At 40.3% G+C, this 15,755-nt stretch carries 15 protein-coding genes; 6 read left to right on the forward strand and 9 right to left on the reverse strand.

Annotated features, from left to right (window positions below):
- The 7 genes from ACPV3A_RS36630 to ACPV3A_RS36660 all read right to left on the reverse strand — a co-directional run.
- Nucleotides 1-539 (reverse strand): ArsB/NhaD family transporter (locus ACPV3A_RS36630; RefSeq protein WP_426204804.1); only part of this gene is annotated, 539 nt, incomplete at its 3' end.
- 120 nt (nt 540-659) lie between these two features.
- Nucleotides 660-983, reverse strand: coding sequence for an ArsR/SmtB family transcription factor (locus ACPV3A_RS36635; protein WP_036638480.1), 324 nt, complete (start codon nt 981-983; stop codon nt 660-662).
- A 404-nt stretch (nt 984-1,387) separates the two neighbouring features.
- Nucleotides 1,388-3,715: a bifunctional glutamate--cysteine ligase GshA/glutathione synthetase GshB gene (gshAB, locus tag ACPV3A_RS36640; protein ID WP_036638478.1), complete on the reverse strand. Its 2,328-nt coding sequence runs from the start codon at nt 3,713-3,715 to the stop codon at nt 1,388-1,390.
- 28 nt (nt 3,716-3,743) lie between these two features.
- The gene (locus ACPV3A_RS36645; RefSeq protein WP_036638475.1) at nt 3,744-5,087 is read right to left on the reverse strand and encodes an MATE family efflux transporter; all 1,344 of its coding nucleotides are present in this window, start codon (nt 5,085-5,087) and stop codon (nt 3,744-3,746) included.
- A 159-nt stretch (nt 5,088-5,246) separates the two neighbouring features.
- Complete coding sequence (gene trxB, locus ACPV3A_RS36650; protein ID WP_036638472.1) at nt 5,247-6,209, reverse strand: thioredoxin-disulfide reductase; 963 nt, start codon at nt 6,207-6,209, stop codon at nt 5,247-5,249.
- Nucleotides 6,210-6,278: 69 nt separating this feature from the next.
- The gene (locus ACPV3A_RS36655) at nt 6,279-7,685 is read right to left on the reverse strand and encodes an NAD(P)-binding domain-containing protein (protein WP_036638468.1); all 1,407 of its coding nucleotides are present in this window, start codon (nt 7,683-7,685) and stop codon (nt 6,279-6,281) included.
- 60 nt (nt 7,686-7,745) lie between these two features.
- Nucleotides 7,746-8,060 carry an ArsR/SmtB family transcription factor gene (locus ACPV3A_RS36660; RefSeq protein ID WP_036638466.1) on the reverse strand — a complete coding sequence of 105 codons (315 nt, stop codon included), beginning with the start codon at nt 8,058-8,060 and terminating at the stop codon, nt 7,746-7,748.
- Between the two features lie 212 nt (nt 8,061-8,272).
- Between ACPV3A_RS36660 and ACPV3A_RS36665 the strand changes: the two genes are divergently transcribed.
- Together ACPV3A_RS36665 and ACPV3A_RS36670 are read left to right on the forward strand one after the other, a co-directional pair.
- Nucleotides 8,273-8,722, forward strand: coding sequence for a MarR family winged helix-turn-helix transcriptional regulator (locus tag ACPV3A_RS36665; protein WP_036638464.1), 450 nt, complete (start codon nt 8,273-8,275; stop codon nt 8,720-8,722).
- Between the two features lie 225 nt (nt 8,723-8,947).
- Nucleotides 8,948-9,475 (forward strand): arsinothricin resistance N-acetyltransferase ArsN1 family A, encoded by a 528-nt coding sequence (locus ACPV3A_RS36670; protein ID WP_036638462.1) that lies wholly within the window; start codon nt 8,948-8,950, stop codon nt 9,473-9,475.
- A 533-nt stretch (nt 9,476-10,008) separates the two neighbouring features.
- On the opposite strand, the gene ACPV3A_RS36675 is transcribed toward ACPV3A_RS36670, so the two are convergent.
- Both ACPV3A_RS36675 and ACPV3A_RS36680 read right to left on the reverse strand, forming a co-directional pair.
- Nucleotides 10,009-11,178 (reverse strand): cation:proton antiporter, encoded by a 1,170-nt coding sequence (locus tag ACPV3A_RS36675; RefSeq protein ID WP_036643452.1) that lies wholly within the window; start codon nt 11,176-11,178, stop codon nt 10,009-10,011.
- A gap of 502 nt (nt 11,179-11,680) precedes the next feature.
- Nucleotides 11,681-12,223 (reverse strand): recombinase family protein, encoded by a 543-nt coding sequence (locus tag ACPV3A_RS36680; protein ID WP_036643451.1) that lies wholly within the window; start codon nt 12,221-12,223, stop codon nt 11,681-11,683.
- A gap of 160 nt (nt 12,224-12,383) precedes the next feature.
- Between ACPV3A_RS36680 and ACPV3A_RS36685 the strand changes: the two genes are divergently transcribed.
- From ACPV3A_RS36685 to ACPV3A_RS36700, 4 genes are all read left to right on the forward strand, one after another.
- Nucleotides 12,384-13,847 (forward strand): SulP family inorganic anion transporter, encoded by a 1,464-nt coding sequence (locus ACPV3A_RS36685; protein WP_076152815.1) that lies wholly within the window; start codon nt 12,384-12,386, stop codon nt 13,845-13,847.
- Nucleotides 13,848-13,863: 16 nt separating this feature from the next.
- Nucleotides 13,864-14,283: a universal stress protein gene (locus tag ACPV3A_RS36690; protein ID WP_036643449.1), complete on the forward strand. Its 420-nt coding sequence runs from the start codon at nt 13,864-13,866 to the stop codon at nt 14,281-14,283.
- Nucleotides 14,284-14,518: 235 nt separating this feature from the next.
- Nucleotides 14,519-15,079: a cupin domain-containing protein gene (locus tag ACPV3A_RS36695; RefSeq protein WP_036643448.1), complete on the forward strand. Its 561-nt coding sequence runs from the start codon at nt 14,519-14,521 to the stop codon at nt 15,077-15,079.
- Nucleotides 15,080-15,286: 207 nt separating this feature from the next.
- Nucleotides 15,287-15,755, forward strand: a 469-nt coding sequence (locus ACPV3A_RS36700) for a transposase (protein WP_426204808.1), incomplete at its 3' end; no start/stop codon positions are given.

The following is a 15,755-nucleotide window of genomic DNA, read 5'->3' on the forward strand; positions in this document are numbered from 1 at the left end:
CTGGCGTATTCGATAAACGTAATGCCGAAGAAATCGGCCGATACGATATTCACCAGGTTGCTGACTACAAGTGGCAGCGAAGTTGTGTCCGCAATAAAACCACTTGCGATGATAAAAGGGAATACCTTCTTCTCGTCAAAATTCAGCGCTCGTACCATGGCAAGCACAATCGGAGTTAAGATTAGAGCCGCACCGTCGTTTGCGAAAAAAGCAGCGACAACAGCTCCAAGAACGGATACATACACAAACATCCGGATACCGTTTCCTCGAGCTGCATTCGCCATATGTAAGGCGGCCCACTCGAACAAACCGATTTTATCCAAGATCAATGAAATGATAATGATCGCGACAAAGGCGAGCGTTGCATTCCATACGATTTGGGTGACATCCCATACATCCTGAAAGTCAACGACTCCAACGAGCAGTGCAAGTACAGCACCACCGCAGGCAGACCATCCAATGGATAGATTTTTAGGCTGCCAAATGACAAAAACTAAGGTAACAAGAAAAATGATGCTAGCCAGGACAACAGAAACCAATGTTCAAACCTCCAATTATGCGATGACTTAAGTACAGCAAGAATCAATATATAACTATATGCTTATATAAAAAACAGAGATCATTTTTAGCATCACTCAACCATTTGCTAAATATTCCTGTTAATCACAAGCACAGTTAACTTCCTTATTCATGGATGAGAGTACTTCTTGAGCACTTGGCATCTCATTTAACACGGCTTGGATATATGGCTTATCATCAACATTCAAGGAATAAAAAACCCATTGGCCACGACGGGCTTCATTTACAATCCCCTGAGACTTAAGCTTTCTTAAGTGCTGGCTAATCGCTGGCTGGGACATGTCGAAAATATCAACGAATTCGCAAACACACCATTCTTTTTGTTTAAGAAGCGTTAACATAGTAAGCCTTGTTTTATCTCCAAGCAGTTTTAGCTTTTCGGCAATTTCGTTCATTTGCTCCAATATGATTCACCCCATTCTTGTAAGTTAAATCATAACCATATAATTTAATGCTTATATATTAATCGAAAGAGCGCTTGATTTCAAGTGTGTAGACGCAACTTCCAAAAATTTCCCATTAAGCAACACCACATCCTACTTGCAGTGGGGATGGCTTGAACGATACTTCGGTTCTTACCGCAAGTAGGTTTTCTACGAATGTGGTTATAAAATCTTTATGCATTATCGCTTATATCAGCAAATTATATATCCGAATCCCGCCCTCTCTTGGGGGGGCAGGTCTCCCCCCGCCCTTCTTTCATCATCACCTTGTGTCAATCACAATTCAATTCATTTGATTTGTCTAAGCATCCTGGTTTACTGCGACACCTTCCCCGATGGAATCAACTTACACAGCCGTAATCGAACTAACCAAACAGTAAATCCAGAATCTTTTCATTTGCCTTTCTATTCTTTCCGATGTAAGGGTAGCAGTGGATATGAATCGCTGGATTGAAGTTGATTTCTATAATGCTGTAATTGGTATCGGTTGCTTCTTCCTCTAAGGAATCAATCATCATATCCACACCACATATAGTCGCTCCTGCAGCTTTAGCTGATTGAATGGCAAGTTCCTTATAGCTGTTTGGCATTTCATCCGTAAAATCGATACTGTCTCCACCTGTACTAATGTTCGAATTTTCTCTTAGATAGATAACTTCCCCTAGCTGGGGTATATCGTTCCAACTCATACCTCGGTTCTTCAAAAACATCTCTTCTGCTTCCCCTAACTGAATTTTCTCAAGGGGAGTCTTATACCCTTTACCTCGAAGTGGGTCTTTATTCTTCTCATGAACAAGCTGTTCGATCGTGTGGATACCGTCACCGACGACATTTGCAGGGACACGATGCAGTACCCCTACAACCTGATCCCCCATGACCAGAAAGCGATATTCCTTTCCTGTCATAAATTCTTCAAGAAGAACCGTTTGATCATGCGAAAAGGCGATTTCAAACGCTTTTTTCATATCCTCTCTCGAATAATCTTGATTGAAGATCGTAATGCCCAACCCAAAATTGGTTGATTTGGGCTTTATCACAATGGGAGTACCGCGATATGTTTCATAGGTGGACATTGCTTCATCCAAGCTCTGAAACGCTTCCCCTGACGGTACACGAATTCCATGTTGTTTGAGAACTTCTTTCGTAACCACCTTATTTTCCATAATTAACACCGTACTATAGGAATCCAAGGAAGTTTTCGTTGCTTGCTTCACATACTCTTGATGATTACCTTTTGATAGTAATACAAAATTCTCATCCCGATCCATCCACTTAAAGCGTATGCCTCGTTTCACCGCTGCCTTTAAGAGAAGTTGAGTTGATAATTCGAGATCCTCATACCCTGCAAAACGGTATCCATTTTGAATACTGTTCTGAGCGTATGTTTTCGCTTTTTCCAAATGGTATGTCAGATAGGATGATTTTTGAATCTCGGACTTCACTCTAGATGCAACATTCAACTCAGTATGAAGAATCTTTTGCTTTTCACTGTCCAGAATGTGCTGATAATCCTCATTCTTAGGAAATAAAAGCTGCACCATATCCTTCATCTCATCGATAACAGCGAGTGCCATTTCCTCCATCGTGAAATGACTATATTCAGGCTCGTTTAAATAGCCTTTTATACCCTCCATAATCACCTGATCTTGGTTTACATCAGCTATCCTTTGGTCTTCCTCATGGAAGGATTCATCTACTTTAAGCAGCATAAAGAGAATAAACAAATGTATAAAGTGCATCATTTCTTTACTTATTCCAATCTTATGAAGTGGATTAATATCCATAAATCGAAGCTCTAAGTATGCTACTCCATCTTCCACAAGCTCTTGGCACGGATTGATCCCCTTAGCGGTTTTTAAGCGAACGGGGCTGTAAAATTCCTTTACGCTCAGTAATTCATTCTGTTGAATCAGCCTGTTTAAGTCATGAACATACTCTTTGGCCGAATGAAAAGAAACATAATACGATTTTTCGTTCCGATAGCCACACATACTGTTCCGAAGTGAGTTCATAATCGGAAAATAATAACTTTTATTATCATGGGAATCCGCCAAGTTAACACATTGCTCAATATAGGTATTATCAAAAACAGGACTTGCTCCTGTTAGATAAATGAGCAGCCATCGATACCTCATCAAGTTACGGGCTACTTTAAAATAAATCGCATCTTTGAACTCCTTAAAGTCTTTATGCCGTCCCTGGGTATCATATAGCTTTGTAAGAAATTTCTCATCAAACGAGAAATTATAATGAATTCCGCTTAACAATTGTCTTTTACGACCATACTTATCCGCCAATTCATTTCGATAGTCGTCTGCGATGGGATCGCTCATTTTGGCAATAGGTATTTCATTCTCTTCAGGAAGCATGGGAGGATTGCTACTAGGCCACAAATACTCTCCTTCCAATTCCACAGAAACAATGTCTTGCAAGGCTTCCATGAAATGATAAGTCTCTTCAATCGACTTGAAGGCTGGAGTGATCATCTCAATTTGACTTTCTGAGAAATCAGTTTGAATATAAGGGTTTTCCGTCTTGCTTCCAAAAGCCTTTGGGTGAGGTGTCAGTGCAAGCTTTCCATCTTGATCGACCCGTACATTTTCTTTTTCTAAACCGAAATGACCTCGAAGCAGATCATTTTGAAGTGCATGGTCTATTACAACCTCTATAAGTTCACGATTCAACAATTTCATGTTTATGACCGTCCTTTATCCTTGTTCATTAAGAAGTGGCAAACGATTTATGAATACTGCGCAAAGACTTTCTAAACCAGATGACCAAAATGATACCCTTAAAAACACTACTTAGCGCAATCGACATCCACACCCCATTTAAACCAAACGGTTCAGATAAGAGCAAAGCCAAGGGTATTCTTAGCGCCGTAAATAAAATGCTGAAGATCGGCGGAATATGTGTTTTACCAATACCGTTAAACGCACCTACGGTCATCAGTTCCATGCACATAAATAATTGGGAGAAGCCGATAATTCGCATATAATCTTCTCCGAGCTTCATACTCGTATCATCAGATAGAAACAGCGAAAAGAGTTGCTGAGGGAACAAAATGAATATGAGCGAAATGAAAGTGCCAAATATGGAGGTCAACAGCAACGCTTTTCGATAACCCTGCTGAATTCGATCCAATCGACGTGCTCCGTAATTTTGTCCAAAAAAGGCCGCGATAGCCCCTTGTAGACCACCGATCGTCATATAGGAGATCGATTCAATTTGAATGCCAACTTTTTGAACCGCAATGGCATCAGCCCCCCACCTTACAATAATYTTAGCRATAATGATCGAAATGATCGTAAAGGTGACCCGTTGAATCGTAATCGGAACTCCCAATCGGATAACTTCTTTCATGAGACGATTGTTCCAGACCGATTGCTTAGAGATCATTTCTAAGTTTTTCGTTTTCATGATAAACAGCAAAGTTACTAATACATTGGCCGTTAATGTAGCAATAGCGGCCCCTGCAACTCCCCAACCTTCAAAACTGCCAACTCCATAGATTAGAAATGGATCAAGAATAATATTTAAAATGAGACCCATTGAAAAAATATAAAATGGTTGTTTACTGTTTCCCATCGCATTCAAAATGGTTGCATATAAGGTGTTCAGAATTGAAAATAGGGTACCTACTATCGAAATCAATAGAAATTGCTTCGCCATCTGCTCAACTTTTTCACTTCCCAGATCGAAGAAACCGATCAGCTGGTCCTGGGTCAATATGATAAAAACCATGTAGAGCAGCCCTAATACAATAGACATGATAAATCCGTTTTTTACATAAGACTTAGCTTGTTCTCCCTGACCGGCCCCCATACAATGTGAGACCTTGATGCCAGTACCAATCGTTATCATGGTCGATAACGCAATCGCTAAATTAATGAAGAAGCTTGCTGTGCCAATTGCAGCAACCGGTCCACTTCCTAGTCCTCCAACCCAAATCATATCCACAAGACCGTAGGTTGTAGATATAAAATTGGTTGCAATGATGGGAATCGTCAATTTCATTAAAGTAGACATAATAGGACCTTGGGTTAAATCATTCGTGCCCTTCATGATCTAGTTGCTCCTTCTTGCTCTCATGTTAAGGTAAAACCCGACCGCAAGGGTCGGGGCGAAAGCCTGTTACTGAATTAAGTTGTGCCGTATCGTTTTCTTTTCGAATTTGCTTTGTTGTCTTTTTAAGTGAAATCTAATTCATACATAAGCATACGCTTATATTTCAGCCGAATCTGTGACTGATTTTATAAACGCGGATTCTACTTCTAAAAATCTTTCGCTGTCAAGAGCAGCCATACATCCTGTACCTGCAGCTGTAATCGCCTGACGGTACTTCGGATCTTGTACGTCTCCGCAAGCAAAAACCCCGGGAATGTTCGTTTCGGTCGTACCAGGTTTCACACGAATATACCCAACTGGATCGGTATCGATCTGTCCTTTTAAAAATGCTGTATTGGGCGTATGACCCGTCGCAATAAAAATTCCGTTGGTCTCGATGATTTCTTCATTTCCTGTTTTTATATCCTTGACTCGCAGTCCGGTAACTCCGCGATCATCTGCGATAATTTCAGTGGATTCTTTGCTAAGAGCCCAGCTTATTTTAGGATTTTGTCTTGCACGTTCCTGCATAATCTTCGAAGCACGCAGTTCATCACGACGATGGACAATCGTTACCTTAGAAGCGAACTTCGTAAGGAAATTGGCTTCTTCCATGGCAGAATCTCCCCCGCCCACGACCAGCACTTCTTTATTTCGAAAAAAGAAACCATCACATGTCGCGCATGTGCTTACGCCACGGCCGATATTCTCCTTCTCGCCTGGTATACCGCCAAGTAAATTCGCTGATGCTCCCGTGGAGAGAATGATCGTTTCAGCTTCCAATTGACCCAGCCCCTCAACGGACAATCGAAACGGACGTGAAGAGAAATCCACTTCATGCACCCAACCATTCCTAAACTCAGCACCGAATCGAATCGCTTGTTTTCTCATATTATCCATGAGCTCAGGTCCCATGATTCCATCAACAAATCCAGGGAAATTCTCAACTTCTGTAGTTAATGTCAATTGGCCACCCGGTTGTGGTCCTTCAATAACAAGCGGATTCAAATTAGCTCTAGCTAAATAAATAGCTGCTGTTAAACCTGCTGGACCCGTTCCTATAATGATGGATTTGTACATAACTCTTCACTCCTTCGTTTGTTTGTACAGGGAGAATCCTGTCTTTCGATTCTCCCCCTTCTCTAATTATTAATTGCAGCTCGTTTTAGCAGATGAAACTGGCATGCAACAATCGTTGGCATTCGGCGCACTGCTAATACCACATACGCCAGTCTCTGGCAGCTCTAATTCAACCTTCGATGCAGCTTCCAGATCGCCATCCAGGTATGCTGCAATAGATCTGACCTGTTCGTAGCCCGTTGCCATAAGAAAGGTTGGCGCTCGGCCATAACTCTTCATTCCAACGAGATAAAAGTTCTTGTCTACATGGCGCAGCTCTTTTTCACCATGAGGTCTTACGGTTCCGCAGCTGTGTACATTGGGATCGATAAGGGGCGCAAGTGCTTCAACACTCTCCGTTGCAGGATCAATGCTAAGTCTAATCTCACTCAAGAATGAGAAATCCGGCCGGCTTCCTGTATTTACGATAATCTCATCGATTTCTTGTATCGCCTTGCTTTCACCATTTGCAGTCCCTTGGATATGAATCCTTCCATCGTTTTGGGAAACCTTCTCGATCATAAATGGAGTAACCACCTGGACTTGGCCGGCATCAATCAACTGGTGAATGTGGCTTCCAAGTGCTCCTCGAGCCTCTAACTGGTCATTCTCTTCACCACCGTAAGCTTCTTCAACCGATTTCTTTCTCATCACCCAAATAATTTCCGTGCTCGGATCTGTTTCTTTCAGCTTGGCTAGATCTAGTAATGTGTTGATCGCAGAGTGCCCGCCTCCTACGACTGCAATGCGTTTCCCTGTGTACTTCTGCTTTTGTTCTGCCGATAAATCCGGAATTCCATAATAAATGTGTTCTTTCAAATCACGCTCTTCACGTGTCCAAATCCCGTCTGCATGCAGCGGATTCGACTGTCCCCAGGTTCCGGACGCATCAATGACTGCCCTGGCTTCAAAGCGTTCCGTGGAGTTATTCGTTTCAACATAAAGTACGAATGGCGCAGCTTCACGCTTAGCCGATTTCATTTTATCTGTGTTTTTTTTCGAGATGGAAACCACTCTGGAATTCAACAGGATATAGGGCTCCAGTTCAGGCACCTTCGCCAAAGGTCTCAAATATTGATGAACGATCTCTTGACCGAAAGGTAATTCCGTTAGGACGGGTGGCTGCCATCCATGCTTACGTAAAAGACGCTCAGCGGCTTTATCGATGTTATATTGCCATGGTGAAAAAAGACGTACATGTCCCCATTGTAGAATGTTCTGACCAATGCTGGATCCGGCTTCAAAAAGGATAAATTTTTGCCCTCTCTCCACCAAGTGAGCTGCTGCTGCCAAACCAATAGGGCCGGCACCGATAATCGCGACCGGCAGGTTAGAGTTGTAGGACGCATGCTCCTCCTTTACAGCTTCCTTAGTGTTTGACGGTACTTGGGGAGTACAACAAGAAGATGAGGCTACCTTAAATTCAATGTTCTTCATACAGAAACCCTCCTTATGTTTTTGATTCATCAACTTTTTTTGATGTATGAGATAAAAAAATTATGTTTTTGTATTAGGATAGAAAACACAGCATAGCTTTTCGGATAATAATCCTTTGATTTCTTCATCGTTTAATTGATAATAGTTCCATTTTCCGATGCGTTCCATCAATATAATATTTGCATCTAGCAACATTTTTAGATGGTAAGACAGTTTTGATTGAGGCAGTTCCAGCATGTCAGTTAGGTCACAAACACATACTTTACCTCGTTGATTTAGTTCATAAATGATTCTCAGCCGATTTTTATCAGATAGGGCTTTAAACTTTTGTTCGTATAGGCTCAAAACGTCTTCTTGTATAAGGGAGACCTTCATGTTGTCACCTCATCTTTCCATCAAATTATTTTGATGTGGCCATTGTAGCAAGTCGCATTAAACACGTCAAGCATCAATTTTTTTTGATTTATATTGGAGTATATTCAAAATCAAACTCCAATATACAAAAGAACTGATCACAAGCCATAGAATTGTATTACTTGCATGTTGCAAATATATGTTGTATAACTATGACAAGAGGTGATTCGAAAATGGAAAATGCTCGTGAGTTGTTTCAAATCATGACCCGAAGGTTTGGTCTACTTAATAAAAACTGCTGCAGTATCGGAGGAAACGACGTTTCTTTAGTTCAAAGCCACATCTTATACGAAGTGGACCGGCAGCACAATCCTTCGATGCAACAGATTGCTGAAACACTAGGAACCGATATTACGACATTTAGCCGGCAGGTCCAATCCCTAATCAAAATGAATTTAGTTAAAAAAACACCAGATCCGCAGGACCGAAGAGTTCACACACTTGCCCTTACGACGGAGGGTAAATTTGTAGCAACAACAATTGATATGCAGATGAATGACTATCTTAACGAAGTATTCTCTTATATGACCGATTTCGAAAAAGAAACAGTTCTTCATTCCGTTAAAATTTTTAACGACGCGATGGCGAAATCCAATAAATGCTGCGGCCCATTATCTGAATAATAAATTTATTATATAGGAGATGAATTACGATGCTGCTCCATTCTTACGTTGCAGAGTATTTAATGAAAAGTGACCTTCACATTCAAAAAAGCCGAGAGATAACCAATAAAGAACTCAATAGAAAAAAATCTCGTATTTCATTCTCATTTTCAAGGCAACCGCGCAGGAATGCCTGCTGTGTTTCCTGCTGCTAAGCTTAAATTTCCTACATAGGAGGAACTGATTATGAAAACCACTTCGATTAGAGCAGCAGTCACTGATGATGTGGAACGAATATTGAACATTTATAATCAAGGAATCGAGGATCGTATAGCTACGCTAGAAGTTGATCAAAAAGATATTGCATACATGAATAACTGGTTTCAACAACACCAAAATCGTTATGCAGTCATTGTAGCTGAGTACGAAGATGTCGTAATCGGCTGGGCTTCCCTTAACCCTTTTTCTCAACGATGTGCTTATGACGGTGTTGCCGACCTATCCATATACATCGATCGAGCCTTCAGAGGTAAAGGAATTGGAAGTATACTTCTCCAGCGTCTTGAGGAGATTGCTAAAGAAAAAGACTTTTATAAAATCGTGTTGTTCACCTTTCCATTTAATCAAAATGGTCAAGGCTTATATCATAAACTTGGTTACCGTGATGTGGGGGTATTTGAAAAGCAAGGGGTCTTGGATGGGAGATATGTGGATGTTAAGATCATGGAGAAATTAATAAATATAAAAAAACCTAAAGCGTTCCTCCAGTGTTAATTTACTATTATTTCGGATTAGTGCTTAACAGTACTTTCGAATATGATGACCTTAGTATACCTACAATTATAAATGAAAGTATATTTTTTTGTATTATTTCGGCTATATTCTACATTGAACGAATTCGATATAACAATATCAATTATAGTGTTTCGCAAGCATTCTCTGATTTCCTCATTATTGCAATAGAAAAGCGAACTATCAGAGGATAGTTCGCTTTTCTTTCCTCCTTTATAGCTGCAACCACGTGGAAATATCCTCAGAAATGAGACCTTGATGACGGTGCCTAATAGGCATTTCGCTAATTTGCAACAGAAAGTAACTATCGTTGTTCCTAAAACATTCAAGGAGATACTTATCTAATAAATCAACATCATCATCCGTCTTGATAAGGTATACACGATCATGAAGATGTTTGATGTCATACAAACTATCCAGATGAAAATTAACGCAATCTTCGGTCCAACCTTCGTTCTTTGGCTTATATGAAAACAGATAGAGCTTCGATATTTAAATCAACCCCTTATAGTCCACTATAGCCCGATTTCTTTGGAGCTATTCAATTTACTTTGTGGTTGAAAAAGGATCTTCAACAACGGTGGAGCAATTAATGTCGTCAGAATAACCACAATGACAACAGATGTGAAATATTCTGGTAGTAGAAGTCCTGCTTGTAGGCCTGTGGAAGCAATGATTAATGCAACTTCCCCTCTTGATACCATGCCAGCTCCGACAGCAAATGATGATAAGTTATTAAAACCTGTAATTCTCGCTCCAAGAGCACCTCCCAGCAATTTGGTCAGAACTGCGGCTATGGTCAATACTACAATGAAGCCTACTTGTTGACTAACTCCTTGAAAGGATACATTGAGCCCAATGCTTACAAAAAAGACAGGGACAAAAATCGAATACGCGATGGGCTCGATTTTTTGTTCAACGGTGTGCTTTAAGGCCGTTTGTGAGATAGCTATTCCCGCAGCAAATGCACCAATTATACCGGCCATCCCCATCAAATCTGCGAAATAAGAAAATCCAAAACACACGACAAGTGCAATTGAAATCACAGGCTCTGTAACCTTTAAACTGGAGAGCCACTTCAAGACATGAGGAACAATAAGCCATCCTGCAATAATAACACCGACGAAAAATAACACCTTCTTACCTATAAGAAGGCCCATGGATATTTCCTGACCCGTGCCCAGGAAACTCATCATGAAAGCGAGTAGAATGACGACCAAAATATCATCTACTACAGCTGCCCCAAGGATAGTCGTTCCTTCTTTCGAACCAAGACGATCCAGATCTTTTAATACTTGAACAGAAATGCTTACGGAAGTTGCGCTAAACAACACTCCCATGAAAAGGGCGTAATTAACTGAAAAACCAAATAACTCTGCAACTCCATACCCTCCGATGAAAGGTAGTATAATTCCACCAACAGCAACAGCGACTGCTGATTTCCAATTCTTCTTCAGTTGTTCTACATCTGTTTCCAAACCAGCAATAAACATAAGCAGCAATACTCCTATCTCTGATACGTAATGGATAAATTCATTACTATCTATCCAACCAAGTACGGCAGGACCTAGAAGTATCCCGACAATTAGTTTTCCAAGTACAGCTGGTTGACCTAAACGTACTGATAAGTCTCCAGCTAGTTTAGTGAAAAGCAAAATAAGAACTAAATACCAAACAAATTCCATCCTATCTTCTCCCTCTGTCTTTAACTCGTATTCGAACGCGTTCTGGATAAATATAATCTACTCAAAATCCTAGGTCAATATAGGCATGAGAGCTATTTAAATAGGTTTAAAAGACCATTAAACCCCCGAATACATCCCCGTATACGATTATCTACATAAAATTCGTTAAAACTCAATCTAAGGGCGTATTAAAACGCGTGTTGTTTATTGGTTTCTCAACAACAGAAAAAGCGAGAAGAGTTACGCCCCGGTCATTTGCCGCATTCATGCAGCCGTGCGTGTCATTCTCGCCTTTTCTATGGTTACATACTGTCACGGGCAAACCGTCATGTGGTGTTCAACATAGAGTCAACTTACGGTCAGTTCGTGTTCATTTTACTGTCAAACCTAACCGCGTCTCACAATCTCCACCTTATTCACAAATCCTAAAGCAAACAATAAGTAGTGGTTTCCAAGTAACAGCAACGAATAAATAACTATCGCCCCGTTGATTAAATTACGTTTAATTTTCGAGGTATCGATACAAGGTTGTTTTACTAATCCCTGTTTCTTCACGTATTTGTGCAAGTGTATATTTATTGCTTTCATACATCTGGATCGCCTTCATCACGTTCTCATCAAGCTTGCGTGGACGTCCTAACTTCGTACCTTTTTCCTTAGCCTCATCCAGCCCTTTTTTGGTACTTTCACTAATTAAATCCCCTTGAAATTCTAGGATAGTTTCCACATGTTTATGGAATAAACGACCGGAATCTTCTCGGGTGTTTAGGTTTTCATTCAATGAATACAAATGGACTTGTCGGATTTGAAATTGATCCAATAATTCACTAAGATGCCTCGTCGAGTCAGCGAGCGAAAATAGTCTGGTCACAACTATTGTATCTCCAGGCATGAGTCGATCCAACATCAATTCTAATTGAGTTCTCTTTTTCGCAGATGAGTGTTCTTCTTTAAATAAGTGATCGCAGGACTTTCTTTTTAAAATTTCTAGTTGATTTTGACAATGTGGATCATCCTGAGAGGGTCTCATGTAACCAAATATCATATTAAAACTCCTAATCACGTATGACTTTATAAAATTATAACACATATAAGGGACCAAAAAGGTTCCATTTTGGTGCAATCCGTGATAATATCAATGTACTAGAACCGGTCATGACTTTAAAAGTAAAAGTCATAGCAAATGATAAGGAGTGGAAGTACAAGTGATTGAACGGATTAAACAAGAATGGTTTTCTAACACCAAAAGCGATATCTTRGCTGGTATCGTGGTAGCTTTGGCTCTTATTCCAGAAGCGATTGCATTTTCAATTATCGCTGGTGTTGATCCAATGGTAGGACTATATGCTTCATTTTGTATCGCTGTAATTATATCTTTTATAGGTGGTCGGCCAGGGATGATTTCCGCTGCTACCGGAGCAATGGCCTTACTTATGGTTCCGCTCGTAAAGGAACATGGCATTCAGTATTTATTGGCGGCAACTGTCCTCACGGGCATCATCCAATTGCTGTTTGGAATATTCAAAATCGGCAAACTCATGAAATTCATACCGAGAGCTGTCATGATTGGTTTTGTTAATGCTCTTGCTATTCTAATATTTATGGCTCAGGTACCGCATTTTGTAGGAATTTCAACTCTGACCTATATATTCGTGGCTGTTACTCTCATTATTGTATATGTATTACCCCGCTTCTTCAAAGCTATTCCTGCGCCTCTTATCGCTATTGTTGTGCTCACTGCCGCAGCAATATGGGGCAATCTAGATTTGGGAACTGTCGGTGAATTGGGAGTCATCACTCAATCCTTACCCTCTTTTCTAATCCCTAACATCCCATTTAATCTTGAAACGTTACAAATCATCTTCCCTTACTCGATTTCCCTAGCCGTTGTGGGTTTGGTTGAATCTCTTCTAACCTCTTCGATTGTAGATGATATGACCGAAACAGAGAGTAACAAAAATAAGGAAGCTCGTGGACAAGGCATCGCAAACATCATTACGGGTTTCTTCGGTGGCATGGCTGGCTGCGCGATGATCGGACAGTCTGTCATCAATGTAAAATCGGGCGGTCGTACTAGGTTGTCGACATTTGTAGCTGGTGTGTTTCTGATGTTTCTGATTATTGTTCTAGGTGGAGTTGTGGTACAAATTCCAATGCCTGTCTTGGCTGGGATCATGATCATGGTATCAATAGGTACTTTTGACTGGTCATCATTCTCCTATGTAAGAAAAGCCCCTAAAAGTGATGCTTTTGTCATGCTGGCTACTGTCATTGTTGTCGTTGTTACGGACAACCTTGCAATTGGGGTTCTCTTAGGAATCATCTTAAGTGCCATATTCTTTGCTTCTAAAATATCAAAGGTAAGTGTTACAAGCGAAATCAGGGGGAATAAAACAACGTTCAAGATCTCTGGCCAACTCTTTTTTGCATCTGTAGAAGGATTCGTCAACGCATTTGATTACAACGTCACAGACAAAGACATTGTTCTCGACTTTTCGAATGCGCACATTTGGGATGACTCAGGGGTCGGCGCCGTAGATAAAGTTGTAATTAAGTACCGTGCTAATCATAATCGTGTCACCATTAAAGGACTCAATGCATCAAGTGAAAAAATTGTAAATAGATTAGCTGTATACCACGATTCTAACGCGCAATTAAAATCTCATTAGAACAGGAGTGATATCCATGTATCAACATATTTTACTTGCTGCGGACGGTTCAAAGAACTCCGTTCGCGCTGCAGCTGAAGCAGCTCGGTTAGCATCTCTTGCTGAAGGTGCAACAGTAGAAGTTCTGTACGCTGTAGATCCAACAAAAATAAAAGAAGAGGTGCTCCATTCACAAAACCATGAAGAAATTGAATTAAAACGGAAGCAAAAACTATTACCAGTTACAGAAGAACTGGGAAACAAAAGCGTGAATCATCAAATCACAATAGTCATTGGTGATCCGGGCCCCACAATTGTTGATTACTCGAAAAAGGAAAGTGTTGATCTTATCATTATAGGTAGTCGAGGCCTTAATTCATTTCAAGAATTTGTTTTAGGAAGTGTCAGCCATAAAGTAGTCAAGAGAGCTCAGTGCCCTGTTATGGTGGTAAAGTAGAACAAATAATTAAACATGACCTATGTCAAAAGCATAGGGCATGTTTTTTTAATCTTTAAGTACTTAATCAAACTGATAACGCTTCTTCAAAAACCTCATTAACTTCAAAGTTTTCGCCTTACGATTAACCACCTTCATTCTTAAGTCATAGGCTCCAGCCCATTTTCGAATCGTTTAAATAGGCAACTGCATAGGATGAAAAGAAAATTACGAAACCATAAAGAGGAGAATGAATATGTATCGCTATCATCCATGCCACCCTTATCAAGGGCATAATCCTACGCATAACTACTGTAATAACCAAAACTGGAGCAATTATTTGAATCCTCATTATTCAAGTTGGAACAATACCAACTGGAGTCGTTATAATGAAAATTTGAAATTAACAGATTATGGGCAAAGACCGCTTGTGTTGAATATTGATCAAGCAACTAAACAAAACAATACTTACCGAACCGCTTTATGGACAGGGAAGCACTTACAAGTGACACTAATGAGCATTAATGTTGGAGATGACATTGGTTTAGAAGTTCATCCAACAACTGATCAATTCATACGAATTGAACAAGGTCAGGGACTTGTTCAAATGGGTGATAGTAAAGATAATCTGGATTTTCAAAAAATGGCCTATGATGATTATGCGATCATGATACCGGCTGGAAAATGGCACAATGTAACCAATATGGGTAATGTACCACTAAAAGTATACGTGATCTATGCTCCTCCTGAGCATCCATATGGCACGGTTCATGAAACAAAAGCAGATGCCATGTATGCTAGGTACAATAAAGGATAGTAACATTAAATTAAAACAGCGGCAAACTTGGGTTTTGACATCTCAGTTAGCCGCTGTATTTATTCCCCTTTCAAAACTCCGCCTCATCCTGCTCAAAGAATCCCATCAGATTTAACGTGTTAGCCATAAAAAAAGCTTGTCGGTTTGATGGACTGAACTGCACCCCAATTGTTAGACACATCTAATAGTTGGAGGTGCAGTTTTTTTATGACTAAATTTACTAAGGATAGCAAATTGGCATTAATTCAAGGGTATGACTCTGATCTTCTATCTCAGACCGAATACGCAAATCAAGTGGGCGTTACCAAGTCTCAATTCCAATATTGGTTGAAGCTCTATGAGATGCATGGTGAGACTGTCTTTACTAACGGCTATACAAATTATCCGGCAAGCTTTAAACTGGACGTACTCAGTCATATGGCTCAATCAGACGCTTCTCTCATGGATACCGCTGTTTTGTTTAAGCTTCCGGACTTCTCCATGTTGTATTCCTGGCAGAGAAAGATGGAGACAGGCGGTTTAGAAGCCCTTGAGCCAAAAAAGAAAGGGCGTCCATCCATGAAGAAAAATTCCAATTCGTCTACCAAACGATCCGTAGTTCAAGGGTCTGTCGAAGCACTCGAAGAACGTATCAAACAGCTTGAAATGGAAAATGAGTATCTAAAAAAGTTGAATG

The sequence above is a fragment of the Paenibacillus sp. Dod16 genome, from assembly GCF_049893405.1.
GTDB lineage: Bacteria > Bacillota > Bacilli > Paenibacillales > Paenibacillaceae > Paenibacillus_AQ.